The following is a 23,791-nucleotide window of genomic DNA, read 5'->3' as shown; positions in this document are numbered from 1 at the left end:
AGTCTGCGCGGCCGGACCAGCGGGGGACGAGGAGGTGGACTGATGGCGGACGACACGACCACGAAGACGACGACCACCGCACCGCTGCCGATCGCCGACATCCCCGAATCTCCCGACGCCGCCAAACCCGAGGCGCCCAAGACCACCAGCGCCTCCCGGCGGGTGCGGGCCCGCCTGGCCCGCCGGATGACCGCCCAGCGCAGCGCGGTGAACCCCGTGCTCGAACCGCTGGTCGCGGTGCACCGCGAGTTCTACCCCAAGGCCGATCTGACGCTGCTGCAGAAGGCCTACGAGGTCGCCGAGCAGCGGCACGCCGACCAGATGCGCCGCTCCGGGGATCCCTACATCACCCATCCGCTGGCCGTGGCCAACATCCTGGCCGAACTCGGGATGGACACCACCACGCTGATCGCGGCGCTGCTGCACGACACCGTCGAGGACACCGGCTACACCCTCGAGGCGCTGACCGCCGAGTTCGGCGCCGAGGTCGGCCACCTCGTCGACGGGGTCACCAAACTCGACAAGGTCGCGCTGGGCACCGCCGCCGAGGGCGAGACCATCCGCAAGATGATCATCGCGATGGCGCGGGATCCGCGGGTGCTGGTCATCAAGGTCGCCGACCGGCTGCACAACATGCGCACCATGCGGTTCCTGCCACCGGAGAAGCAGGCCCGAAAAGCCCGCGAGACACTGGAAGTCATTGCCCCACTTGCCCATCGGCTCGGGATGGCGACTGTCAAGTGGGAGCTCGAAGATCTGTCGTTCGCGATCCTGCACCCCAAGAAGTACGACGAGATCGTGCGGCTGGTCGCCGACCGGGCGCCGTCGCGCGACACCTACCTGGCCAAGGTGCGGGCCGAGATCGTCAACACCCTGACCAAGTCGAAGATCAACGCGACCGTCGAGGGCCGGCCGAAGCACTACTGGTCGATCTACCAGAAGATGATCGTCAAGGGCCGCGACTTCGACGACATCCACGACCTGGTGGGTGTGCGCATCTTGTGCGACGAGATCCGCGACTGTTACGCCGCCGTCGGCGTCGTGCACTCGCTGTGGCAGCCGATGGCGGGCCGGTTCAAGGACTACATCGCCCAGCCGCGCTACGGCGTCTACCAGTCGCTGCACACCACCGTCGTGGGTCCGGAGGGCAAACCGCTCGAGGTGCAGATCCGCACCCGCGACATGCACCGCACCGCCGAGTACGGGATCGCCGCGCACTGGCGGTACAAGGAAGCCAAGGGCCGCAACGGGTTACCGGCCGGCCACACCGCCGCCGAGATCGACGACATGGCGTGGATGCGTCAGCTGCTCGACTGGCAGCGGGAGGCCGCCGACCCCGGCGAGTTCCTGGAGTCGCTGCGCTACGACCTCGCGGTGCAGGAGATCTTCGTGTTCACGCCCAAGGGTGACGTGATCACGCTGCCCGCCGGCTCCACCCCGGTCGACTTCGCCTACGCCGTGCACACCGAGGTGGGGCACCGCTGTATCGGCGCCCGGGTCAACGGCAGGCTGGTGGCACTCGAGCGCAAACTCGAGAACGGTGAGGTCGTCGAGATCTTCACCTCCAAGGCCCAGGGGGCGGGCCCGTCGCGGGACTGGCAGACGTTCGTGGTGTCCCCGCGCGCGAAGGCCAAGATCCGTCAGTGGTTCGCCAAGGAGCGCCGCGAGGAGGCGCTCGAGGCCGGTAAGGACGCGATCGGCCGCGAGGTGCGCCGCGGTGGACTTCCGTTGCAGCGCTTGATGAATGCCGAGTCGATGGCGGCGCTGGCGCGCGAGCTGCGCTACCTCGACGTGTCCGCGCTCTACACCGCAGTCGGCGAGGGTCACGTATCGGCCCGCCACGTCGTGCAGCGGCTGCTGGCCCAGCTCGGCGGGGATGAGGCCGCCGAGGACGAACTGGCCGAACGCTCCACCCCTGCCACCATGCCGGTGCGGCAGCGCAGCACCGACGACACCGGGGTGTCGGTGCCCGGCGCACCCGGTGTGCTCACCAAACTCGCCAAGTGCTGCACCCCGGTGCCCGGTGACCAGATCATGGGGTTCGTCACCCGCGGTGGCGGGGTCAGCGTGCACCGCACCGACTGCACCAACGCCTCGTCGCTGCAGGAGCAGGCCGAACGCATCATCGACGTGGAATGGGCGCCGTCGCCGTCGTCGGTGTTCCTGGTCGCCATCCAGGTGGAGGCGCTCGACCGGCACCGGCTGCTGTCCGATGTCACCCGGGTGCTCGCCGACGAGAAGGTCAACATCCTGTCGGCGTCGGTCACCACCTCCAACGACCGGGTCGCGATCAGCCGCTTCACCTTCGAGATGGGCGACCCCAAACACCTCGGCCACCTGCTGCGGGTGGTGCGCAACGTCGAGGGTGTCTACGACGTCTACCGCGTGACGTCGGCGGCCTGATCCGTGGCGACCGTCGCGCAGCACCTCATCGCCACGCTGACGGCCAGTGGGGTGCGCCGGGTCTACGGCTTGCCGGGGGACAGCCTCAACGGATTCACCGACGCGATCCGCCGCTCGGACGGCATCAGCTGGGAGCACGTACGCCACGAGGAGGCGGCGGCGTTCGCCGCGACCGCCGACGCCGCGCTCACCGGACAGCTCGCGGTGTGCGCGGGCAGCTGCGGCCCGGGCAACCTGCACCTGATCAACGGCCTGTACGACGCGCAACGCACCCGGGTGCCGGTCCTCGCGGTGGCCGCCCACATCCCGATCGCCGAGATCGGCTCCGGCTACTTTCAGGAGACCCATCCGCAGGAGCTGTTCCGCGAGTGCAGCGTGTACTGCGAGCTGGTTCCCAACGCCGAGTCGGCGCCCCGGATCTTCCAGATGGCGATGCGCGCCGCGGTCGAACAGTCCGGGGTGGCCGTCGTGGTGGTGCCCGGTGAGGTGTTCCAGGCGCGGCTGTCCGGCGGTCGGTGGACCGACCGGCCGGTGCTGCCGACACGGTCGGTGCTGCGCCCCGACGACGCATCCCTGCGCCGGGCAGCCGATCTGCTCAACGCCGCGTCGCGGGTGACGATCCTCGGCGGTGCGGGCACCGCGGGCGCCCACGCCGAGGTGATGACGCTGGCCGGGCTGCTGCAGTCGCCGATCGTGCACGCGTTCCGGGGTAAGGAACACCTCGAGTGGGACAACCCCTACGACGTCGGGATGACCGGGCTGCTCGGATACGCCTCGGGGTACAAGGCGATCAAGGAAGCCGACCTGCTGCTGATGCTCGGCACCGACTTCCCGTACTCGCAGTTCCTGCCCGAGGACGCCACCGTCGTGCAGGTCGACATCCGGGGCAGCCACCTGGGCAGGCGCACGCACGTGGACCTGGGACTGGTCGGCACCGTCAGGGACACCGTCGACGGGTTGGTGCCGCTGCTGGCACAGAAGGCCGACCGCACCCACCTGGACCGCGCGCAGAACCACTACCGGCGCACCCGGAAGTCGTTGGACGCGTTGGCCGTCAACGACCGCGACCGCACCCCGATCCGGCCCGAGTACGTCGCGGGGGTGGTGGACAAACTCGCCGCCGACGACGCGGTGTTCACCTTCGACGTCGGATCCCCGACGGTGTGGGCCGCCCGCTACCTCACGATGAACGGCCGACGCAGACTCACCGGGTCGTTCACCCACGGCACCATGGCGTGCGCGCTGCCGCACGCGATCGGCGCGCAGACCGCCCACCGGGACCGGCAGGTCGTCGCGCTCGCCGGGGACGGCGGGCTGGCCATGCTGTTCGGTGAACTGCTCACGCTCGTGCAGAACCGGCTTCCGGTGAAGGTCGTGGTGTTCAACAACTCATCGCTGAACTTCGTCGAACTCGAGATGAAGGCCGCGGGTGTGGTGAATTTCGCGACCGGACTGGACAATCCGAACTTCGCCGCCGTCGCCGAGGCGATGGGTATCTTCGGCCGCCGCGTCGAACAACCCGGTGATCTGGAGCAGGCCGTGGCCGATGCGCTCGCCCACGACGGCCCCGCCCTCGTCGACGTCGTGGTGGCGCGCCAGGAGCTGAGCATCCCGCCCGCGATCTCGGCCGAACAGGCCAAGGGGTTCACCGTCTACGCGATCCGCACCATCCTGGCCGGCCGCGGTGACGAACTGCTCGATCTGGTCAGCACGAACGTCGCCCGCCGCATCCTCGATTAGCCGAGCGCACTACCCGCCCGCCACTGGTCCCACGGCAGCGACCAGTCGCCGTTCTGCTCCAGTTTCAGCGGCGGGCCGCCGGTGTTGCGCACCTCGACGACATCGCCGGGAACGGAGAAGTCGTAGAACCACTTCGCGTGCTCGGCGCTGAGGTTCAGACAGCCGTGTGAGACGTTGGTGTTGCCCTGCGCCCACACCGTGGACTCCAGCTGATGCAGGTAGATGCCGTCGATGCTGATGCGGGTCGCGTACGGGACCGTCGTGCGGTAGCCGAGCCGCGACCCGGTCGGCAGCCCGTAGGTCGAGGAGTCCATGACGACCGGGTTCTCCTTGCCGAGCACGGTGTAGATGCCCGGCGGTGTCCAGAACGTCAGCGTGGTGCCGCCGATGGTCTCGGTGCCGCCCATGCCCATCGACGTCGGCATGGTGCGGACCAGTTTCCCGTTCTCGAACACGCTGACCTGTTTGGTCTTGTCGTCGGCGATGGACACGTGTGCGTCGCCGATGCGGAAGCTGACGCGCCGGTTCTCCTGCCCGTACAGTCCGTCGCCGAGGTCGGCGCCGTAGAGATTCGCGGCCACAGTCACTTTCGTGCCGGGGGCGTAGTAGTGCTCGGGGCGCCAGTGCGCGGTCCTGTCGTCGACCCAGTACCAGGATCCGGTCACCGGCGGGTCGGTGCTGACCACGAGGCGGCGTTCGGCGGCGGCGCGGTCGGCGATCCCGTCGTGGAAGCGGGCCACCACGACGGTGCCCACCCCGTAGGTGGCCCCCTCGACCAGCTCGGTCCACACCGGGGTGGTCAGCACGACCGAGGTCTGGTCCGACGGGGTCACCGTCGAGAACGTGGACGTCTGCGCCGCGGGCATCCCGCCGACGCCGCGGCTGTGCACCGTCAGCGTGTACGTGCGGCCGTAGCCGAGTTGCTCGGTGGGCCGCCACGCGGTGCGGTCGGGGGTCATGGTCCCGGCGATCACCCGGCCGGACTCGTTGGTCATCTCGACGTCGGTCAGCGTGCCCGCTCTCGCGTGCACGAAGACCGGGACGGCGGGGGAGACGTCCTCGGCGGCGGCGGGCGGGTTGACGGTCACCTCGGCGGGCGCCGGGGGGCGGACCGACGACGCGCTGGCCACCGGCGAACTGACCTGTTCGCGGGCGCAGTGCCGGCAGCCGGAATCGGCCGGCGACGCGGGCAGCGACGCGGTCGCGATCACGAGCGCGGCCAGGAAGGCGAGCCGTAGGCGGTCGCCGAGGAGGTCGGACATGGGGGTGTGTTTTCCCGTCGAGCAGAAGGAGGAGCCACCATGGTACGAGTCCGCCGACACCCGGTGACGCCCCGCCCGTCACGAAACCGTTGCCCTTCGATATCCGTTGCGAGGAGCCCCAATTGCCGGTCGCGCGGGTTCAGTCGAGCCGCGCCGAGGTGATCGTGACCGGTGCGGCGGGGGCGCCGTCGTCACCGCTGCCGCGCACCCCGCGGGCGGCGATCTTGTCCAGCGTCGCCAGCCCGGTCTCGTCGATCGTGCCGAACACCGTGTAGGTCGGCGGCAGTTGGGTGTCGCCGTAGACGAGGAAGAACTGGCTGCCGTTGGTGCCCGGCCCGGTGTTGGCCATCACCAGCGAGCCGCGCGGGTACACGATCGGACGGCGCAGGTTCGGATCCGACAGCCGGTACTGGTTGGTCGGGTACTCGTTGGGGAACCGGTAGCCCGGGCCGCCGATACCGGTGCCGGTCGGGTCGCCGCACTGCAGCACCTTCATGGCGCGCGCGGTGGTCAGCCGGTGGCAGGTGGTGTCGTCGAAGAATCCCTGCTGCGCCAGGCTCGCGAAATTGTTGACCGTGCACGGTGACTTGCCGTTGTCGAGTTGCAGGCCGATGTTGCCCTGGGTGGTGGAGATGCTCGCGCTGATCGTCGCGGGGGTGGTGGGCACCCGTCCGCTGCGCGGCGGGGTGACCGGCGCGTCGGCGGGCAGATCGCCCTTGGGGTACTGGCAGTTGGCGCCGAGGTTGCGGGGTGCGACGAACTCGGGCAGCCCGTCACCCGACGGCGCCCCGGCGCTGATCCGCGGGGAGCCGTCGTCGACTTGCGTGTCCTCGACGTAGCGGGCCAGCGCGGTCAGGAAGAGCAGGCTGAACACCACGACGACGACCGTCAGCACCGTCATCACGTAGCCGATGACCAGACCGGCCACCGCCAGCCCGCGGCCGTCCTCGCCGGTGCGCTTGATCTGGGACAGCGACACGTGGCCGAACACGATGCCCAGCGGTGCGAACAGGAATGCGCACACCAGCGCGGCGACGGCGAAGGTATTGGTGCGGCGCGGCGGCGGGTAGCCGCCCGGATACCCGGGCGGGTACACCGGCGGCGGATACGGCCCCGGCGGGTAGCTCATCAGTCGAGCAGGATCGACTTGACCTGGACGTCGGTGGCGGGCGCACCGTCGGGTCCGCCGCCCTTGACGCCGTCGGCGGCGATCTTGTCCAGCGTGGCCAGCCCGGTGTCGTCGATGCGGCCGAACACGGTGTACCCGGGCGGCAGTTGGGAGTCCTGGTAGACCAGGAAGAACTGGCTGCCGTTGGTGTTGGCGCCGGCGTTGGCCATCGCGATCGTGCCGCGCGGGTAGAGCACCGCTTCCTGCAGCGCCGGATCGTCGGGCTGGTACTGGTTGGTCGGGTACTCGTTGGCGAACTTGTAGCCCGGTCCACCGGTGCCCTTACCGGTCGGATCGCCGCACTGCAGCACCGACAACGACGGGGTGGTGGTCAGCCGGTGGCACGGCGTGTCGTTGAAGTAGCCCTGCTGGGCGAGGCTGGCGAAGCTGTTGACCGTGCACGGCGCCTTGGCATTGTCGAGCAGCAGGCCCAGATTGCCCTGGTTGGTCGACATGCTGACGCTGACCTCGGCGGGGTCGGTGGGCACCTGGCCGGTACGCGGCGCGTTGACCGGCTTGCTCGGCTCGCCGGAGGCCGGGTACTGGCAGTCGGCGCCGAGTCCCTCCGGCGGGGCGAAGGCGGGCAGCTGCCCCTCGGCGGTCGGTTCACCCGGGGCCGAGGTGCCGGGCGTGGGGGTGCTTGCCGAGGCGGTGGTGTCCGAGGAATCGCCGTTGTTGAGCACGACGGTCGCCACGATGGCACCGATGACCACGACCGCGGCCACCGCCGACCCGGCGATCGTCGCGATCCGGCGTTTCCGGGCCCGCTCGGCCCGCCGTTCGAGCTGGCGTTCCAGTTTGCGTTTGGCCGCCTCGCGTCGCTGTTCGTTCGTCGGCACCGCCGCTGTCCTCCTCGTCTGCGCGGTCTGAAAGCCGCGTCCGGTCGGCACCGAGTGTGCCAAAAGTTGCTGAGTGTCTGGTGAACGACCCGCTGGAACGGGACACCCCGACCGGCATGGGAAACTGGGATACGTGTTGATCACCGGATTCCCGGCGGGCATGTTGGCGTGCAACTGCTACGTGCTCGCTCAGCGGCCGGGTTCGGACGCGATCGTCGTTGATCCGGGTCAGCGGGCGATGGCCCCGCTGCGCCGCGTCCTCGACGAACACCGCCTGACCCCGGCGGCGGTGCTGTTGACCCACGGCCACATCGACCACATCTGGTCGGCGCAGAAGGTGGCCGACACCTACGGATGCCCGGCCTATATCCACCCCGATGACCGGTTCATGCTGACCGATCCGATCAAGGGGTTCGGCCCCAAGGTGGGGCAGCTGCTCCTCGGGGCCCTGTTCCGCGAGCCGAAACAGGTGGTCGAACTGCAGCGCGACGGCGAGGTCCTCGACCTCGGCGAGATGACGGTCACCGTCGATCACACACCCGGCCACACCAAGGGGTCGGTGGTGTTCCGCCTGGCCGCCGACCGCTCGCAGGTCGCGTTGACCGGCGACACCCTGTTCCGCAACTCGGTGGGTCGCACCGACCTGCCCGGCGGCAGCGGCCGCGATCTGCTCGGCTCCATCCTGACCAAACTGCTGGTGCTCGATGACGACACCGTGGTGCTGCCCGGACACGGGCCGAAGTCCACGATCGGCACCGAACGCCGCGCCAACCCGTTCCTCGAAGGGCTCACTCTGTGACCGACACCGCGTTCCAGGCACCCAAGGGCGTCCCGGACTACCTCCCGCCCGAGTCGGCGCAGTTCGTCGCCGTCCGTGACGGGCTGCTGACCGCCGCGCGCCGCGCCGGATACGGCGATGTGGAGCTGCCGATCTTCGAGGACACCGCGCTGTTCGCCCGCGGTGTGGGTGAGTCGACCGATGTGGTGTCCAAGGAGATGTACACCTTCGCCGACCGCGGCGACCGCTCCGTGACGCTGCGCCCCGAGGGCACCGCCGGGGTGATCCGCGCGGTGATCCAGCACCGGCTCGACCGTGGCGCCCTGCCGGTCAAGCTCTGCTACTCGGGTCCGTTCTTCCGCTACGAGCGTCCCCAGGCGGGGCGCTACCGGCAGCTGCAGCAGGTCGGTGTGGAGGCCATCGGCGTCGACGACCCTGCGCTCGACGCCGAGGTCATCGCCGTCGCCGACGCGGGGTTCCGGTCGCTGGGCCTGTCCGGTTTCCGGCTCGAGATCACCTCGCTGGGGGACGACACCTGCCGGCCGCAGTACCGGGAACTGTTGCAGAACTTCCTGTTCAAGCTCGACCTCGACGAGGAGACCCGGCGACGCGCGGAGATCAACCCGCTGCGGGTGCTCGACGACAAACGGCCCCACGTGCGCGAGATGACCGCCGATGCGCCGGTCATGCTCGACCACCTGTCCGACAGCGCGAAAAAGCATTTCGAGACCGTGCAGGCGCACCTGAAGGCGCTGGACGTGCCGTACGTGATCAATCCGCGAATGGTGCGCGGGCTGGACTACTACACCAAGACCACGTTCGAATTCGTCCACGACGGCCTCGGGGCGCAGTCGGGGATCGGCGGCGGTGGTCGCTACGACGGTCTGATGCGCCAGCTCGGCGGGCAGGACGTGTCGGGCATCGGGTTCGGGCTCGGGGTGGACCGCACCCTGCTCGCGCTGCGCGCCGAGGGCAAGGCCGCGGGGGAGGCCGCGCGGATCGACGTGTACTGCATCCCGTCCGGGCCGGAGGCGAAAGTCGACGCCGCGGTGCTGGCCGCCGAGCTGCGCCGCGCCGGTGTCCGCGTCGACGTGGCCTACGGCGACCGCAGCCTCAAGGCCGCGCTCAAGGCCGCCGACCGCACCGGCGCGTCGATCGCGTTGATCGCCGACCCCGGCGTCAGCGCGGTGAAGGTCAAGGACCTCGGCACCGGCGACCAGGTCGAGGTGGTGCGGGACGCCGTTGTGGCCGAAGTGGTTTCGCGTCTGGGCTAGGGCGTGACCGCGGTGCTGCGGGGGTCGATGAGGATCTTGGCGTGGGACTCCGCCGCGCCCAGCGCCTCGAATGCGGCTGCCACCCCGTCGAGTCCGACGGTTCCGGTGATGAGCGGGGACACGTCGAGGTCGCCGTCGGCCAGCATGTGCAGGGTGTCGCGGAATTCCAGCGGCGTGTAGGCGAACACGAACCGCAGGTCGATCTCCTTGGCGTTGGCCATCGTCGGCTGGATGCGGTCCTCGCCCATGCAGACGCCGACGACGATCACGCGCGACTGCAGCGGCGCGGCGGCGATGACGCCGTCGATCATCCCGGGCAGACCCACGCATTCGAACACGATGGGCCGTTTGGGTCCGGCGGCGCCGAGCGCTTCGGCGGCGCGGTAGAGGTGTGACCAGCCCGGGACGCGGCGCAGCTTCTCCATCGAGCCGACGCCGAGTTCGTAGAGGTCGGGTGCCTTGGTGATGGCGCCGCGCAGCCCGGTGGCCTCGTAGGGGGAGTCCACGGCGGGGTCGACGACGATGTGGGCGCCGCAGCGGGTGGCCAGCGTGCGGCGGGCGGCGGAGAAGTCGCTGGCGACGATGGTGTGCACGCCGAGCGCCTTGAGGTGGCAGATGACGGCGAGGCCGACGGGTCCGCAGCCGATCACGATCGCGACGTCGCGTTTGCGGATCTCGCTGCGCCGCACCGCATGCAGCGCGACGGCCATCGGTTCGGTCAGCGCCGCGGTGTCGAGGTCGAGGCCGTTGGGAACGGCGAAGCTCATCGACGCCTCGGCCAGCACGTTCTCGGCGAAACCGCCGGGCGCCTTGGGGGAGAGCCCGGTGAGGTGGATGCCGTCGGCACCCCGCACCATCGGGAACGACACCACCGGGGTGCCGGCCTTGAATTGCTTGCCGACGCCTTTACCGCGTTCGGCGACCTCACCGCAGAATTCGTGGCCGAGGATCACGGGCGTGTCCCCGCGCATGAAGTCCGGGTAGCCGAGCTGATCCATCACCGGCGTCAGCTCGTCGGCGTGGTCCTTGGCGTGCAGATCGGATCCACAGATCCCGCAGCGCCGCACCTCGAGCAGCAGCTGACCCTTGGCCGGCCGCGGGGTGGGGACGTCGACGACCGACAGGGCACCGCGTTCACATGTGACGGCTCTCATACCGCCTGACAGTAGCCTGCCTCAGATGGCCATCGCCGCCCGCACATCGGCCTCCGACGCCGAGCCGCCGGTGCCGCTGGAGGTGATCCGGCCGGCCTCCAGGATGTAGTACCGCTGCGAGGATTCCAGCGCGAACCCGATGTGCTGTTCGACCAGCAGCACCCCGAGGTCGCCGCGGGCGGTGAGCGCGGTGATCGCGGCCTCGATCTCGGCGACCACCGACGGCTGGATGCCCTCGGTGGGTTCGTCGAGGATGAGGCAGCGCGGGCTGGTGATCAGTGCGCGGGCGATCGCGAGCTGCTGGCGCTGTCCGCCGGAGAGCAGCCCGGCGCGCCGGGTGAGCAATTCCTTGAGGGCGGGGAACAGGTCGAGCTGTTCGTCGATCAGCTGCTTGCCGTTCTTGCGGCCGTCGGCGACCACCTGGAGGTTCTCCGCGGTGGTCAGCTGGCCGAACGACTGCTGGCCCTGCGGGACGTAGGCCAGCCCGCGCGCCACGCGGGCGCTGGGCCGCAGCCGGGTGATGTTCTCCCCGTCGAACAGCACCTGTCCGCCGGTGCATTTGAGCAGGCCGACCGCGGCGCGCAGCAGCGTGGTCTTGCCGGCGCCGTTGTGGCCCATCACCGCGGCGACCCCGTCGGCAGGCACCTCGATGCTGGCGCCGTGGATGACCTCCGAGCGGCCGTAGCCGGTCCGCACGTCGACGAGTTGGAGCATGTCAGTCCCCTTCCGGGAGGGCGTCGTCGGCGATCCCGTCCGCACCGGCGGCGGCGGTGCCGAGGTAGACCTCCTGCACCTTGGGGTTGGCCTGCACGTCGGCGACGGAACCCTCCGCGATCACCTCACCGCGGGCCAGCACCGTCACCGAGGTGGCGAACGCGCGCATGAAGTCCATGTCGTGTTCGACGACGACCACGGTGCGCTCACCGCCGATGCGGCGCAACAGGTTTCCGGTCTCCTCGCGTTCCTCGGTGCTCATCCCGGCGACCGGTTCGTCGAGCAGCAGCACGTCGGCGTTCTGCACCAGCAGCATGCCGATCTCGAGCCACTGCTTCTGCCCGTGGGCGAGCACGCCCGCGGGTTTGTCGGCCATCGCGGTGAGTCCGATGGTCTCGAGCGCCTCCTCGATGGCCGGTGACACCCCGCGCCGTCGCCGCAGCAGTGTCCATGCCGACCGGTGGGCGCCCGCGGCGATGTCCAGGTTCTGCAGCACCGTCAGCTGTTCGAACACACTGGCCGTCTGGAACGTGCGCCCCACCCCGAGTTTGGCGATCTGGTGCACCTTCTTGCCGAGCAGTTCGACACCGGACTTGTTGACCGACCCCGTCGCCGAGACCAGACCGGTGATCGCGTCGATCACGGTGGTCTTCCCCGCCCCGTTGGGTCCGATGAGGAACCGCAGATCGCCCTGGAACAGGGTGAGGTCGACGTCGCTGACCGCCTTGAAGCCGTCGAAATCGACGGTCAGGCCCCGTACTTCGAGGTACTGCGCACCCATCCCGGCGTTGCCGCCTGCGACGGGCTCGCGGTCGGTGGTGGTGGTCATGTGGTGGCTCCCACCGTCTCGGGTTCGGGAGCAGGTTGTGCCGCAGGGGATTCGGCGGCCTTGCGGCGTCGCCGCTTGAGCAGCACGCCGAGCCCGGCCAGGCCGGCCGGGAAGAACCCGACCACCACGATGAACATCAAGCCCTGGGCGTAGATCCATTCCGACGGGAACCGTTCGGAGAACAGCGTCTGGGCCCACGCGACGCCGATGGCGCCGAGCACCGGTCCGAGCAGAGTGGTGCGGCCGCCGATCGCGACGCCGATGAGGAACGCGATCGACGGCAGGATGCCGACCTGAGACGGCGCCATGAACCCGACGATCGGTGCGAACAGCGCGCCCGCGATGGAGGCGAACAACGCGGCCACGGTGTAGGCGACGACCTTGATGTTCGCCGGGTCGTAGCCGAGGAACCGGACCCGCTCCTCACCGTCGCGCACCGCCACCAGCAGCTCGCCGTAGCGGCTCTGCATGAGCTGGCGCACCACCGCGACGACGACGAGCAGGACGCCGGCGGCGATGAAGTACAGCATCTGCTTGTTGACCGGGTCGTTGAGCGTGAACCCGAAGAACGTCCGGAAATTCGTCAGCCCGTTGCTGCCGCCGAGACCGGTCTGACCGACCAGCAGGATGGCCAGCGCGGCGGCGAGTGCCTGCGACAGGATCGCGAAGTAGGCGCCCTTGACCCGGCGTTTGAACACCCCGAAGCCGAGTATCGCCGCGATACCGGTGGGGATCAGTACGATCGCCAGCAGTGTGAAGGCGGGGGAGGCGAAAGGCGCCCAGTAGCCGGGTAATTCGCGTACCCCGGCGATCTGCATGAAGTCCGGGACGTCATCTCCGCGCAACTGCGCGTCGGAGATCTTGAGGTGCATGCCCATCATGTAGCCGCCGAGGCCGAAGAACACCCCCTGGCCGAGGACCAGCATGCCGCCACGCCCCCACGCCAGGCCGATGCCGACCGCGACGATCGCGAAACACAGGAACTTGGCCAGCAGACCGAGGCGGAAGTCCGACAGGACCGCGGGCGCCACCGCGAACAGGAGCACCGCCGCCACCCCGAAACCCGCCCACGTCTGCCAGCGCCCGAGCAGTGTCCTCATACGAGACTCCTTGTCCGAACGGTGAACAGACCCTGGGGGCGCGCCTGCAGGAAGATCACGATGATCACGAACACGATGACCTTGGCCAGCGAGGCGGTGGTGTTGTACTCGATGAACGAGTTCAGGAAGCCCAGCGCCAGCGCGGCGATCACGGTGCCCTTGATCTGGCCGAGGCCGCCGACCACCACGACGAGGAACGCGTCGATCAGGAAGCTCTGCCCGGTGGTCGGGCTCGTCGAGCCGATCAGGGTGAGCGCGACCCCGGCCACCGCGGCCAGCCCGGATCCGATGAAGAACGTGGTGATGTCGGTCCTGCGGGACGAGATGCCGCTGGTCTCGGCCAGATCGCGGTTCTGGACCACCGCGCGGATGCGCCGGCCCATCGGGCTGGTCTTGAGCACCGTGGCGAGCACAGCGACGCACACCACCGCGAGCACCAGGATGAAGATGCGGGTCTTGGGCACGACCGCGCCGAGGATCTCCACCCCGCCGGAAAGCCACGACGGCGCAATCACGTTCACCGCGGGGGCGCCGAAGATGTCGCGGGCGATCTGCTGCAGGATCAACCCGACGCCGAAGGTGACCAGCAGCGTGTCCAGCGGGCGGTGGTACATCCTCTGGATCAGCGTCACCTCGAGCAGGGCGCCCATCGCGCCGCCCACGAAGAAGCCCACCACCAGCGAGATCAGCAGCGACGCACCGGCGCTGGAGACGATCTGCTGCACCACGTAGGCGGTGTAGCAGCCGGCCATGATGAACTCACCATGGGCCATGTTGATGACGCCCATCTGACCGAAGGTCAGCGAGAGCCCGAGCGCGGCCAGCAACAGGATCGAGCCGAGGCTCAATCCTGTTGCCAGCTGCCCGATCAGAACGTCCACGTGCTACCTAGCTGGAGAGGCCGGCGGCCCACGGGTAGGACTTCAGGTACGGGTCCGGCTCGATCGGTCCGGGGGACTCCCAGATCGTGTAGATCAAGCCGTCGGGCCGGATCTCGCCGATGCGGGCGGTCTTGGTGATGTGGTGGTTCTCGCCGTCGATCGTGACCTTGCCTTCGGGGGCGTCGAACGAGACACCGCCCGCGTTCTCCTGAATGGCCTTGACGTCGAACGACTTCGCCTTCTCGACGGTGTTCTTCCACAGATACACCGACACGTACGCGGCTTCCATCGGATCGGAGGTCGGCTTGTTGGCGCCGTAGGCCTTCTTGTACGCCTCGACGAACGCCTTGTTCACCGGGGTGTCGATGGTCTGGTAGTAGTTCCACGCCGTCAGCTGACCGGCGACGTTCTGCACGCCGATACCACCGACCTCTTCCTCGGCGATCGACACCGACACCACCGGCATCTGCTCGGGGGTCAGGCCCACGTTCTTGTACTCGCGGAAGAATGCGACGTTGGAATCGCCGTTGAGGGTGTTGAACACCGCGTCGGCGTCGGCGGTGCGCACCTTGTTGACGATGGTGGAGAAGTCCGTCGAGCCCAGCGGCGTGTAGTCCTCACCCTTGATCTCGATGCCGTTGGCCTCGGCGTAGGCCTTGATGATGCGGTTGGCGGTCTGCGGGAACACGTAGTCGCTGCCGACCAGGTAGAGCGATTTGGTGCCCTTCTCCTTGAGGTAGTCCAGGGCGGGCACGATCTGCTGGTTGGTGGTGGCGCCGGTGTAGAAGATGTTCTTCGACGCTTCGAGGCCCTCGTACTGCACCGGGTAGTACAGCAGCGAGTTGGCGCTCTCGAACACCGGCAGCATGGCCTTGCGGCTCGAGGAGGTCCACCCGCCGAACACCGCGGCGACGCAGTCGCTGCTGATGAGTTTCTCGGCCTTCTCGGCGAACACGGTCGGCTCCGAGGCCCCGTCCTCACCGATGAGCTGGATCTGCTTGTCGAGGACGCCACCGGAGGCGTTGATCTCGTCGACGGCGAGTTTGATGGCGTCGCGGACGGTGACCTCGGAGATCGCCATGGTGCCCGACAGCGAGTTCAGCGAGCCCACCTTGATGTTCGGTCCGGAGGTGTCCACGCAAGACTCGGCACCTGCGGCTTCGGTGTCGGTGGCTTTGCTGCCACAGCCTGCCAGCAACAAGCTGGTCACGGCCACCAGAGCGCCCGCGGCGAGCGCTGGTCTGTGGAGCGAGGAACGTCCTGGTAGTCGCATATGGAGCCTTTCCCTGAAGTCAACAGCGCGGGGCACGCGCGGGCCCTGTGAGCAGTGCCGCATCGGCACGTTAAGTTGCCGGTGTTTCTAGGGAATGACTGTGTGTGACGAACACGTTAACCTGCCCGCCGCAGCGAATGAGACGGCTGTAACGGGGTAGGCAAGGCGGTCGATGAAGCCGACATGCGGACAGTGATTGCATCGGTTCTCGCGGCTTCGACGGCGTTGGCGGCCGCGGTGACGGCACACGCCGAACCCGAACAGGGCGGCCACAAGGTGACCTACACCGTCGTCGCGCAGAGCGAACTCTTCGCGCAGATCTACTATCTGGGCGCCGAACCGCCGAGTCAGGCCGACTTCGACGCCGATTCGTCGAAGTATCTGACGAACGTGAAAACACCTCTGCAGCCGGGCGTTCCGTGGGTGTTCGAGACCCGGCTGGCCGACCCCACGCAGTGGGCGCTGGTCAGCGCGAGCGGTGCGCTACGGGTGCCGCCCAACTTCCACTGCGAGATCGCCGTGGACGACGTGGTGGTGGTCCAGTCCGACGGTGGCAGCGGAACCCAGTGCGCATTGCGCGCCTGGTGACACATGGGCGAGGGAGAGGAGTATGGTCGAGGGTGAACCGCCTGTGAGAGGCGGTGTTTCCGGCCGATCAGACGGCCACTCAGTAGAAACTCGTGAAGGGTTTTCACCTATGAAGAACGGCGATCTTTTCTCGCATCCGATCGTGACCGAACCGAGTCCCGCGCAGAATTCCACTGCGCCCGTGCAGAATCCGATTTTCTCGGACGCACCGGACAAGAAGAAGTGGTGACGAAACAGTCCTGAGAACGACGATGGGCCGCCGGAAAATCCGGCGGCCCATCTGTCATGAAGTCTGTTAGATCGCGGTCACCGAGGTGGCCTGCGGACCCTTCGCACCCTGACCGATCTCGAACTCCACCCGCTGGTTCTCCTCGAGCGTGCGGAAGCCGCCACCCTGGATCTCGGAGTAGTGAACGAAGACGTCGTCAGAGCCGCCGTCGGGAGCGATGAAGCCGAAGCCCTTTTCGCTGTTGAACCATTTAACGGTTCCCTGTGTCATATCTTGATTTCTTTCGACTTACGTACGAATGCAGAAAGCATCCTCCGTTGAGGCTAGCACGTGGGCGTCATCTCGGAAGAATCGCACTTGACAGCGGATCGAACCTACGTTCGAATGGAGTCATGCGGTGGGCAGGTCAAAGTGTCGGGGCGGACGACGGCGCACTGCCCGGACTGGCGCGGATCGGGTTCGTGCGCAGCGTGCGGACGCCGCAGTTCGAGGGCATGACATTCCACGAGGTGCTGTGCAAATCGGCGCTGAACAAGGTGCCCAATGCGGCGATGCTGCCGTTCCAGTACACGGTCAACGCCTACCGCGGCTGTTCGCACGCCTGCCGGTACTGCTTCGCCCGCCCGACCCACGAGTACCTCGACTTCGACAACGGCACCGACTTCGACACCCAGGTGGTGGTGAAGACGAACGTGGTCGACGTGCTGCGGCGGGAGTTGCGCAGGCCGTCGTGGTCGCGGGAGACCGTGGCGCTGGGCACCAACACCGACCCCTACCAGCGGGCCGAGGGGCGGTATGCGCTGATGCCCGGAATCCTTGCCGCGCTGCGTGATTCGGGCACCGGTTTCTCGATCCTGACGAAGGGCACACTGCTGCGCCGGGATCTGCCCCTGATCGCCGAGGCGGCGCAGCGGGTGCCGGTCAGTGTGGCGATCTCGCTGGCCGTCGGGGATCCCGATCTGCACCACGACGTCGAGCCCGGGACGCCGACGCCGCAGGCCCGGTTGGCGTTGATCGCCGCGATCCGCGAGGCGGGGCTGTCCTGCCACGTGATGGTGGCGCCGGTGTTGCCGCGGCTGACCGATTCGGTCGAGCACCTGGACCGCCTGCTCGGTGACATCGCCGCGGCCGGCGCGGGCAGTGCGACGGTGTTCGGTCTGCATCTGCGCGGGTCGACGCGGAACTGGTTCATGGCGTGGCTGGAGCGCTCGCATCCCGAACTGGTGGCGGATTACCGCGCGCTGTACCGGCGCGGCGCGTATCTGCCCGCCGACTACCGCGAGATGCTGCACGACCGCGCCGCACCGCTGTTGCGCAAGCACGGGCTGAGCGGGACACGGCGCCGCACCGAGCCGCAGGGAGGCGCCGCCGCCCTTGCCGCCGCTGCCGCGGGTCCGGTGCAGGCGACGCTGTTCTGAGTCAAGCCTTGTTGCGCTTGACGTCCTTGAACGGCACGCCACGGTCGGCGGCGGGTTCGCGCGGGAAGCCCAGCACACGTTCGCCGATGATGTTGCGGGCGATCTCGGTGGTGCCGCCGCCCAACGAGGCGGCCTGGCGGGACAGGTAGCGCTCACCGAACCGGAACAGGTCGTCGCCGCCGTCGACCACGCCGGCGCTCTCGGCCAGGGAGAGCGCGGTGTCGAGTTCGAACTGGACCGACTCGGCGTGGGTGATACGGATGATCGATCCGGCCGCGGGCGGCAGGCTGCCGTCGAGCACGCCGTGGTAGACGTGGTCGATCAGCTGCTCCTGCACCTTGCGCCGCACCAGCGCGCGGCCGGCCAGTTCGCGGGCGCGTTCGTTGTCGGACTGGTGTGTGGCCGCGAGCAGCGCGACGTAGTCGACCGGTTGGTCGGAGACGCCTTCGGGGCCGATGCCGCTGGCGAATTCGGAGCCGCCGCCGACCGCGCGACGCTCGTGGTAGAGCTGGCGCGAGGCCACCTCCCAGCCCTTGTTGACCTCACCGACCACGGCGTCGTCGTCGAGGACGAGGTCGTCGAAGAACTCCTCGCAGAACTCGTTGCCACCGTCGACCTGTTTGATCCGGCGCATCGTGATGCCGGGCGAGTCGAGCGGGACGAGGAACATCGTCAGACCCTCGTGTTTGGGCACGTCCCAGTCGGTGCGGGCCAGCAGCAGACCGTAGTCGGCGGCGAAAGCGCTTGTGCTCCAGGTCTTCGCGCCGTTGATCACCCACTTGCCGTCGCGGCGGTCGGCGCGGGTGATCACCCCGGCGAGGTCGGAGCCGCCGCTGGGTTCGGACAGCAGCTGGACGAGGATCTCCTCGCCGCGGATCGCGCCGCCGATGTGCTGCTGCTTCTGCGCCTCACTGCCGGTGTCGAGGATCGTCGCCGCGCAGATCGTGAACGTCGGGGTGTTCAGGATGATCGGCAGCTCATAGGCTTTCGACTCCTGGTCGAATGCGCGCTGGTAGGCGAGCGGCAGTCCGAGGCCGCCGTACTCCTTCGGGAAGCAGATCCCGGCGAAGCCGCCCGCGTACAGCATCTTCTGCAGTTCGCGGGCGCGGCGCCACGGACCCTCCTCGCCGCGGTCGGCGTCGGGCGGGTTGTCCGGGTCGATGCGCGGCATGTTGTCGGCGAGCCACGCCCTCGCCCTGGCCGCGAACTCCTCGACCGATTCGGCGGCGGACGGTGCCGACCCGGTGCGGGTGGAGGTTTCGGTCATCAGGCGGGCTCCAACTCTTCGGTGAGCGCGTAGATACGCAGGTTGTGGTCCTCGGGGGTGCCGTACAGCGAGCGGTACAGCGTCGCGCGGCGCAGGTACAGGTGCAGATCGTGTTCCCAGGTGACCCCGATACCGCCGTGCAGCTGGACGCAGTCCTGGATCATCGCCGAAGCCCGCTCGCCGACATAGGATTTCGCGGCGCTGACGTTGAACTCGGCGTCGGCCCTACGGGTGGCCACCGAGGCGACGGCCGCGCGGGTGGTGGCCCGGCAGGCCTCGAGTTGGATCTTGAGATCGGCGAAGCGGTGCTTGAGCGCCTGGTAGGAGGCCAGCGGACGGCCGAACGAGTGCCGGTCGAGGCCCCACTGGATGGTCATGTCGACGACCGCGGTGAGGATGCCGACCACCTCGGCGCATTGCAGCATCTGGGCGATCTGGCTCTGTCGGGCGATGAGATCCGTGGTCTGCGCGGCGGTGCCGACCGCCGCCGACTCGTCGACCTCCACACCGGAGAACTCCACGCGGGCATAGCTCTTGACCAGGTCGAGCGAACGCTGCGGGGTGACGGTCACCCCCGGCGCGTCCGTCGGAACCACGAACTGCCTTAATCCGCCGCTGGTTTCGGCCACCACGAGCAGCGCGGCGCTCTGCGCCCCGGCCTCCACGCGGTCGGCGACACCGTCGAGCCGGAAGCCCGACCCTGTCGCCGACGCCGTCACCCCTGGGTTGTGGGGTGACCAGCCCGCGCCGGGGCGGTAGACCGCCCAGGAGGCCACCGACTCACCGCTGACCAGTGACTCGATGAGCTCGGCATGGCGTTCGGGGTTCTCGGCGTCGACGAGGCCGGAGAGCACCACCGACACCGGGTGCAGGGGCCCCGGTGCGACGGTCTTGCCGATCTGTTCGGCGACGAGTGCGAGGTCGGCGACCCCGTTACCCGACACGCTGCCCCCGCCGAGTTCCTCGGGCACCAGCAGACTCGCCCAGCCGAGTTCGGCGGCACGCTGCCACCACTGCGGGTCGAAAGACGTACCGGCGGCGTGCAGTTCGCGCACCCGCGCCAGGGAGGCCTCCTTCTCGAGGAAGGCCTGGGCGGTGGAGGCGAACAGCAGGCTCTCCGGGGAGGTGACCTCCGTCATGACGCGGTTCTCTTCTCTGTGATGTCGCTGATCAGGCGATGACGAGGGCAGGCACGTCGGGCCGGTGCACGATCTGGTTGGGCACCTTGAACAGGTCGACCAGGTTGCCGCCCATGACCTTTCGGACGCCGTCGTCGTCGAGGCCGTGTTCGACGAGGTCGTCGACCAGGCGGATCGGATCGGCCAGACCTTCCGGGTGGGGCCAGTCGGAGCCGAAGATGACCCGGTCGATGCCGATCAGGTCGGCGATCTGCTTGAAGTTGTCCTCCCAGAACGGGGCGACGTACACGCCGCGTGTGAACGCCTGGATGGGGTCTTCGGGGAACTCCTGCGGCATCTTCGAGTAGACGTCCTTGAATTGGTAGAAGAGGTAGGGCACCCACGAGGCGCCGTTTTCGATGGACAGGATGCGCAGATCGGGGTTGCGGGTCAGCGCGCCGTGGCAGACCAGCGCGGCCATGGTGTCCTCGATGGGGCGCTTGCCCATCGCGACCATCCGGAACGCCGTCGGCTTGAAGGGCAGGAACTCGTCGGCGGGCTCCCAGTCGTTGAGGTACTGGGCGTAACCGCTGTCGGAGGCGTGCATGCATACCGGGATGCCGGCCTTGACGCAGGCGGCCCAGAACGGGTCGAACTCGGGCAGGCCGAGGGAGCGGGTGCCGCGGTAGCCCGGAACCGGGGCAGGTCGCACGAGCACGGTCTTTGCGCCGCGTTCGAGGCACCACTCGAGTTCTTCGAGGGCGCGGTCGACGACGCCGAGGTTGATCACCGGGGTGGAGAAGATCCGGTCTTCGTAGTTGAACTGCCATGTCTCGTACATCCATTGGTTGAGCGCATGGATGATGTCGAGGATCAGGTCCGGATCGTCCTTGAGGCGTTCCTCGACGAGGCTGGCCAGGGTCGGGAACATGATCGTGTAGTCGAGGCCGAGTCCGTCGAGCACCTCGAGGCGGGCCTCGGGGTTGCGGAAGGCGGGGATGGCCTTCATGGGCTTGCCCATGACCTCGCGGAAGCTCTTGCCGCCACTGCCGTGTTTGAAGTACTCCTCCTGGGCGCCGGGGCGGGCGACGACCTCGAAGGTCGGGTTGGGGATGTAGTCGCTGATGTGGTTGCGCACCACGATCTTCGTGCGGCCGCGGACGTCGATGTAGTCGATGACGCCCTTGTGGTTATCCGGCAGGAACTGCGTCAGCGCCTCTTTGGGCTCATAGAAGTGGTTGTCCGCGTCGAACACCGGAAATGACAGCTCGCGAGATGGCATATCCGCCTCCTGGAAGTGGCATTAACGTTGAGTGGTAATGACATTACCACTCAGGTGTCTGCGGCCACGGCGCGGGCGCAGAACTGGTAGATGTGCCCGGCGTCGATCGCGTTGCCGGAGAGTTCGGCGCCGAGGGCGCGGACGCGCATCGCGCCGAGTGCGGTCTGCATGATCAGGGCCGATGTCACGTCGACATCGATGTCGGCACGGAAGTCGCCCTCGGCGATACCGCGGCGGATGATGTCGGCGATCAGGGTGTGCACCGGGGCGAGCACCTTGGCGTACTCGCGCGGGACGGCGTCGGCGAGGCGATCGTTGTACGAGGTCAGGCCCCGGTTGACGCGGTCCTGGGTGTCGGAGTCCGGTGGCACGCAGATTCGTTCGATGAGGGTGCGCAGGGCCTCGGAGGCTCTTCGGTTCAGGGTCTCGGCCCGCCAGTGCCGGGTGGATTCGGTCATGATGCGCTCGATGAGGGCCAGCAGCAGTTCATCCTTGGTGGAGAAGTGCTGGTAGAAGGATCGCAGCGAGGTCTTGGAGCGTTCGACGACCTCGAGAACGGTGAAGTCGGTGCGGCCGGTCTCGCCGAGGATTGCCAGCGCGGAACGCATGAACCTCTCGGGGCGTGACGCGGCGTCCGGGCTGACGGTGGCCGACTGGCCGGTGGGCTTCGCCATGGGAATGCCTTCCACATCGGACACGACTCGTGAGAATGACGTTACCGCTTTTGCAGAAGGCTATGTAACTTGTCGTTAAGGTGCACCGAGGATCGACGGACAGGGGCTCGACGGATATGACCACCGAATCAACGCAAATGCAGTGGACGGTCGAGATGCTGCTCGACCTGTTCGACGCGCAACCCGCAGAGGAGAACCGGTTCACTGCGGACACCGGTGTCGCCGCGGCCGATGAGCGGCAGGTGGTCGAGGGCACGCAGGTGCTCGCGCAGGCGATCGTCGCGGTGGCCAAGCGGTTCCCGGACAAGTCGGTGCGCTCGGCGTACGCGGTGTTCTCCCGGGTCGTGGTGGTCGGGCCGCCGGTGGAGTTCGAGATCGACGTGGTGGCCGAGGGGCGGTCGACGGCGACGGCGGTGGTGTCGGTGTCGCAGAACGGCAAGCGGTGCATCACGGTCACGGTGTTCACGGATGTGCCGTCGGGCGATGTGATCCGCCATCATCTGCCGCGGCCCGCGGTGGTGCCGCCGGCCGAGGCGAACGTGTCGGAGATGCCGATGATCGGCCGGCAGCTGCGGCTGGTCGATGTGGTGGACGTGAACAGTCCTGACGAGGTCGGACCCCCGGAGCTGTACGCGTGGTTGCACTATGACCCCATTCCGCAGCGCGACGATCTGGCGAAGGCACTGATCGCGTATTTCACCGGGCACCTGGGGATCTCGACGACGATGCGGGCGCACGAGGGGATCGGTACCGCGCAGTCGCATCTGACCGTGTCGACGGCGCCGATGACGATCAGCGTGAGCTTCCACGAGCCGGTGCGGTGGAACGGTTGGCTGCTCTACGGCCACGAGAGCACGCAGGTCGGTGCGGGGATGTCGTATGTGCGGGGAACGGTGCACACCGAGGAGGGCGAGCTCCTCGCATCCTTCAGTCAGGACGCGCTGATCCGGCCGCTGCGGACCACCGACAACTCGATCGCGACGCAGAACCGGTTGTAAGACTCGGATCGGCCCGTTCCGCGACGTCGCGAACCCCGCGGCGCGATGATGGTGTCCGACCTCGTTGCCGTTCACGGTCATGTGCGCGCGGCTGCCTTCGGCGGCGAAGCCTGACCGAGAACGTCCCATCCGAGGGAGGGCCGAGTCATGAGTCGAAGCGTGTCAACCGTGCTGGGTGCCGTGCCGTTTGCCGCGGGCGCCATCGGTATGGCGATCTGGTTGTGGCTCAAGCGGAGACGGTTGGCGTTGGCTGCGGCAGAGGCGGTTCCGAAGCAGGCGTCGGCGGAGGCGCGGAAGCAGGCATCGGCGGCGGTGGCGGACGTGCCGACGGAGCCCCCTACCCTCGAGCGCTGAAGTGCCTAGGACGGCGGGGGTCTGTTGCGTTCCTCCGCGACGCGGCCGCGTTGTTGTTCGATGTAGCGGGCGCGGTCTTGCGTTCGGGTGCGGCGGCGTTTGGGCATGTTGAGGCCGCGGGTCCGCGTGGGCTCTCGGTTCTCCTGCACCGGCGCTGGCGCGGCGGGTTCGCACAGGGTGGGGAACAGTACGGCGCTGCCGGGGTAGGTGGTGTGGGTGTGTCCGTTGGGGGCGGTCCACACGATGGTGCCGTCGGCGAATTGTTCGTCACGCCAACCGGTTTTGCCGATCCAGAAAGTCTTGAGCAGGTGATGTTTTCGGCACAGACAGCGCAGGTTGGCCGCAGCGGTGGGGCCGGCGGGCCAGGGGACGGCGTGGTCGATGTCGCAGCGGGTGGCGGGGACGTCGCAGTAGGGGAAGCGGCAGGTCAGGTCGCGGCAGCGGATGA

Annotated in this window: 24 protein-coding genes; 9 read left to right on the top strand and 15 right to left on the bottom strand. The window is 68.3% G+C overall.

What is annotated here, in order from left to right:
- The first annotated feature begins 42 nt into the window (after positions 1–42).
- Both AU194_RS29860 and poxB read left to right on the top strand, forming a co-directional pair.
- Positions 43–2,403 (top strand): bifunctional (p)ppGpp synthetase/guanosine-3',5'-bis(diphosphate) 3'-pyrophosphohydrolase, encoded by a 2,361-nt coding sequence (locus AU194_RS29860; protein WP_059092870.1) that lies wholly within the window; start codon positions 43–45, stop codon positions 2,401–2,403.
- A 3-nt stretch (positions 2,404–2,406) separates the two neighbouring features.
- Positions 2,407–4,143 (top strand): ubiquinone-dependent pyruvate dehydrogenase, encoded by a 1,737-nt coding sequence (gene poxB / locus AU194_RS29855; protein WP_059092869.1) that lies wholly within the window; start codon positions 2,407–2,409, stop codon positions 4,141–4,143.
- On the opposite strand, the gene AU194_RS29850 is transcribed toward poxB, so the two are convergent.
- From AU194_RS29850 to AU194_RS29840, 3 genes are all read right to left on the bottom strand, one after another.
- Complete coding sequence (locus AU194_RS29850; RefSeq protein ID WP_059092868.1) at positions 4,140–5,405, bottom strand: Ig-like domain-containing protein; 1,266 nt, start codon at positions 5,403–5,405, stop codon at positions 4,140–4,142. The two genes, poxB and AU194_RS29850, sit on opposite strands and share 4 nt — an antisense overlap.
- A gap of 139 nt (positions 5,406–5,544) precedes the next feature.
- Positions 5,545–6,534, bottom strand: coding sequence for a peptidylprolyl isomerase (locus AU194_RS29845; protein ID WP_059092867.1), 990 nt, complete (start codon positions 6,532–6,534; stop codon positions 5,545–5,547).
- Complete coding sequence (locus AU194_RS29840; protein ID WP_059092866.1) at positions 6,534–7,412, bottom strand: peptidylprolyl isomerase; 879 nt, start codon at positions 7,410–7,412, stop codon at positions 6,534–6,536. Before AU194_RS29840 ends, AU194_RS29845 begins: the two co-directional genes overlap by 1 nt.
- Positions 7,413–7,545: 133 nt before the next feature.
- Between AU194_RS29840 and AU194_RS29835 the strand changes: the two genes are divergently transcribed.
- Together AU194_RS29835 and hisS are read left to right on the top strand one after the other, a co-directional pair.
- Entirely contained in the window at positions 7,546–8,211 is a 666-nt protein-coding gene (locus AU194_RS29835; RefSeq protein ID WP_059092865.1) for an MBL fold metallo-hydrolase, read from the top strand.
- Complete coding sequence (hisS, locus tag AU194_RS29830; protein WP_059092864.1) at positions 8,208–9,464, top strand: histidine--tRNA ligase; 1,257 nt, start codon at positions 8,208–8,210, stop codon at positions 9,462–9,464. Before AU194_RS29835 ends, hisS begins: the two co-directional genes overlap by 4 nt.
- On the opposite strand, the gene AU194_RS29825 is transcribed toward hisS, so the two are convergent.
- The 6 genes from AU194_RS29825 to urtA are packed head-to-tail and all read right to left on the bottom strand — an operon-like array spanning position 9,461 to position 15,415.
- Positions 9,461–10,618 (bottom strand): zinc-binding dehydrogenase, encoded by a 1,158-nt coding sequence (locus tag AU194_RS29825; protein WP_059092863.1) that lies wholly within the window; start codon positions 10,616–10,618, stop codon positions 9,461–9,463. The two genes, hisS and AU194_RS29825, sit on opposite strands and share 4 nt — an antisense overlap.
- Positions 10,619–10,639: 21 nt before the next feature.
- On the bottom strand, positions 10,640–11,332 hold the full coding sequence (gene urtE / locus AU194_RS29820; protein WP_059092862.1) for an urea ABC transporter ATP-binding subunit UrtE: 693 nt from the start codon (positions 11,330–11,332) through the stop codon (positions 10,640–10,642).
- Between the two features lies 1 nt (position 11,333).
- Positions 11,334–12,161: an urea ABC transporter ATP-binding protein UrtD gene (urtD, locus tag AU194_RS29815; protein ID WP_059092861.1), complete on the bottom strand. Its 828-nt coding sequence runs from the start codon at positions 12,159–12,161 to the stop codon at positions 11,334–11,336.
- The gene (gene urtC / locus AU194_RS29810) at positions 12,158–13,261 is read right to left on the bottom strand and encodes an urea ABC transporter permease subunit UrtC (protein WP_059092860.1); all 1,104 of its coding nucleotides are present in this window, start codon (positions 13,259–13,261) and stop codon (positions 12,158–12,160) included. The genes urtD and urtC overlap by 4 nt, the downstream gene beginning before the upstream one ends.
- Entirely contained in the window at positions 13,258–14,142 is an 885-nt protein-coding gene (gene urtB, locus AU194_RS29805; protein WP_059092859.1) for an urea ABC transporter permease subunit UrtB, read from the bottom strand. The genes urtC and urtB overlap by 4 nt, the downstream gene beginning before the upstream one ends.
- 7 nt (positions 14,143–14,149) lie before the next feature.
- Positions 14,150–15,415 carry an urea ABC transporter substrate-binding protein gene (gene urtA, locus AU194_RS29800; RefSeq protein WP_059092858.1) on the bottom strand — a complete coding sequence of 422 codons (1,266 nt, stop codon included), beginning with the start codon at positions 15,413–15,415 and terminating at the stop codon, positions 14,150–14,152.
- A gap of 183 nt (positions 15,416–15,598) precedes the next feature.
- On the opposite strand from urtA, the gene AU194_RS29795 reads away from it, so the two are divergent.
- Together AU194_RS29795 and AU194_RS32070 are read left to right on the top strand one after the other, a co-directional pair.
- Positions 15,599–16,003: a hypothetical protein gene (locus AU194_RS29795; RefSeq protein ID WP_059092857.1), complete on the top strand. Its 405-nt coding sequence runs from the start codon at positions 15,599–15,601 to the stop codon at positions 16,001–16,003.
- A 22-nt stretch (positions 16,004–16,025) separates the two neighbouring features.
- On the top strand, positions 16,026–16,232 hold the full coding sequence (locus AU194_RS32070; RefSeq protein ID WP_157576600.1) for a hypothetical protein: 207 nt from the start codon (positions 16,026–16,028) through the stop codon (positions 16,230–16,232).
- A 66-nt stretch (positions 16,233–16,298) separates the two neighbouring features.
- Here the strand turns inward: AU194_RS32070 and AU194_RS29790 are convergent, their stop codons facing one another.
- Positions 16,299–16,502 (bottom strand): cold-shock protein, encoded by a 204-nt coding sequence (locus AU194_RS29790; RefSeq protein WP_059092856.1) that lies wholly within the window; start codon positions 16,500–16,502, stop codon positions 16,299–16,301.
- 122 nt (positions 16,503–16,624) lie between these two features.
- Here AU194_RS29790 and AU194_RS29785 point away from each other — a divergent pair, with 122 nt between their 5' ends.
- Entirely contained in the window at positions 16,625–17,650 is a 1,026-nt protein-coding gene (locus AU194_RS29785; protein WP_059092855.1) for an Rv2578c family radical SAM protein, read from the top strand.
- Between the two features lies 1 nt (position 17,651).
- Here the strand turns inward: AU194_RS29785 and AU194_RS29780 are convergent, their stop codons facing one another.
- The 4 genes from AU194_RS29780 to AU194_RS29765 are packed head-to-tail and all read right to left on the bottom strand — an operon-like array spanning position 17,652 to position 21,991.
- Positions 17,652–18,917 carry an acyl-CoA dehydrogenase family protein gene (locus AU194_RS29780; protein WP_059092854.1) on the bottom strand — a complete coding sequence of 422 codons (1,266 nt, stop codon included), beginning with the start codon at positions 18,915–18,917 and terminating at the stop codon, positions 17,652–17,654.
- Positions 18,917–20,056, bottom strand: a complete 1,140-nt coding sequence (locus AU194_RS29775) for an acyl-CoA dehydrogenase family protein (RefSeq protein ID WP_059092853.1) — start codon at positions 20,054–20,056, stop codon at positions 18,917–18,919. The genes AU194_RS29780 and AU194_RS29775 overlap by 1 nt, the downstream gene beginning before the upstream one ends.
- A gap of 31 nt (positions 20,057–20,087) precedes the next feature.
- Positions 20,088–21,317, bottom strand: a complete 1,230-nt coding sequence (locus AU194_RS29770) for an amidohydrolase family protein (RefSeq protein WP_059092852.1) — start codon at positions 21,315–21,317, stop codon at positions 20,088–20,090.
- A gap of 50 nt (positions 21,318–21,367) precedes the next feature.
- Complete coding sequence (locus AU194_RS29765; protein ID WP_059092851.1) at positions 21,368–21,991, bottom strand: TetR/AcrR family transcriptional regulator; 624 nt, start codon at positions 21,989–21,991, stop codon at positions 21,368–21,370.
- Between the two features lie 116 nt (positions 21,992–22,107).
- On the opposite strand from AU194_RS29765, the gene AU194_RS29760 reads away from it, so the two are divergent.
- Positions 22,108–22,989, top strand: a complete 882-nt coding sequence (locus AU194_RS29760) for an acyl-CoA thioesterase II (protein ID WP_059092850.1) — start codon at positions 22,108–22,110, stop codon at positions 22,987–22,989.
- 147 nt (positions 22,990–23,136) lie between these two features.
- Positions 23,137–23,343 (top strand): hypothetical protein, encoded by a 207-nt coding sequence (locus AU194_RS29755; RefSeq protein WP_157576599.1) that lies wholly within the window; start codon positions 23,137–23,139, stop codon positions 23,341–23,343.
- Between the two features lie 5 nt (positions 23,344–23,348).
- Here the strand turns inward: AU194_RS29755 and AU194_RS32355 are convergent.
- A partial coding sequence (locus tag AU194_RS32355; protein ID WP_197417779.1) for an HNH endonuclease signature motif containing protein occupies positions 23,349–23,791 on the bottom strand: 443 nt, incomplete at its 5' end.

Source organism: Mycobacterium sp. GA-2829, from assembly GCF_001499965.1.
Classification (GTDB): domain Bacteria; phylum Actinomycetota; class Actinomycetes; order Mycobacteriales; family Mycobacteriaceae; genus Mycobacterium.
The sequence above is the reverse complement of the archived record's forward strand: the minus strand, read 5'-3'. Positions and strand labels throughout refer to the sequence as shown.

Bases quoted from the DNA above. Each gene is read 5' to 3' on its own strand.
- AU194_RS29860 (WP_059092870.1), top strand. From the start codon at position 43: ATGGCGGACGACACGACCACGAAGACGACGACCACCGCACCGCTGCCG.
- urtA (WP_059092858.1), bottom strand. From the start codon at position 15,415: ATGCGACTACCAGGACGTTCCTCGCTCCACAGACCAGCGCTCGCCGCG.
- AU194_RS29785 (WP_059092855.1), top strand. From the start codon at position 16,625: ATGCGGTGGGCAGGTCAAAGTGTCGGGGCGGACGACGGCGCACTGCCC.
- AU194_RS29760 (WP_059092850.1), top strand. From the start codon at position 22,108: ATGACCACCGAATCAACGCAAATGCAGTGGACGGTCGAGATGCTGCTC.
- AU194_RS29825 (WP_059092863.1), bottom strand. From the start codon at position 10,618: ATGAGAGCCGTCACATGTGAACGCGGTGCCCTGTCGGTCGTCGACGTC.
- AU194_RS32070 (WP_157576600.1), top strand. From the start codon at position 16,026: ATGGTCGAGGGTGAACCGCCTGTGAGAGGCGGTGTTTCCGGCCGATCA.
- AU194_RS29765 (WP_059092851.1), bottom strand. From the start codon at position 21,991: ATGGCGAAGCCCACCGGCCAGTCGGCCACCGTCAGCCCGGACGCCGCG.
- AU194_RS29795 (WP_059092857.1), top strand. From the start codon at position 15,599: ATGCGGACAGTGATTGCATCGGTTCTCGCGGCTTCGACGGCGTTGGCG.
- AU194_RS29770 (WP_059092852.1), bottom strand. From the start codon at position 21,317: ATGCCATCTCGCGAGCTGTCATTTCCGGTGTTCGACGCGGACAACCAC.
- urtC (WP_059092860.1), bottom strand. From the start codon at position 13,261: ATGAGGACACTGCTCGGGCGCTGGCAGACGTGGGCGGGTTTCGGGGTG.
- AU194_RS29755 (WP_157576599.1), top strand. From the start codon at position 23,137: ATGAGTCGAAGCGTGTCAACCGTGCTGGGTGCCGTGCCGTTTGCCGCG.
- urtD (WP_059092861.1), bottom strand. From the start codon at position 12,161: ATGACCACCACCACCGACCGCGAGCCCGTCGCAGGCGGCAACGCCGGG.
- AU194_RS29775 (WP_059092853.1), bottom strand. From the start codon at position 20,056: ATGACGGAGGTCACCTCCCCGGAGAGCCTGCTGTTCGCCTCCACCGCC.
- AU194_RS29845 (WP_059092867.1), bottom strand. From the start codon at position 6,534: ATGAGCTACCCGCCGGGGCCGTATCCGCCGCCGGTGTACCCGCCCGGG.
- AU194_RS29850 (WP_059092868.1), bottom strand. From the start codon at position 5,405: ATGTCCGACCTCCTCGGCGACCGCCTACGGCTCGCCTTCCTGGCCGCG.
- AU194_RS29780 (WP_059092854.1), bottom strand. From the start codon at position 18,917: ATGACCGAAACCTCCACCCGCACCGGGTCGGCACCGTCCGCCGCCGAA.
- AU194_RS29790 (WP_059092856.1), bottom strand. From the start codon at position 16,502: ATGACACAGGGAACCGTTAAATGGTTCAACAGCGAAAAGGGCTTCGGC.
- urtE (WP_059092862.1), bottom strand. From the start codon at position 11,332: ATGCTCCAACTCGTCGACGTGCGGACCGGCTACGGCCGCTCGGAGGTC.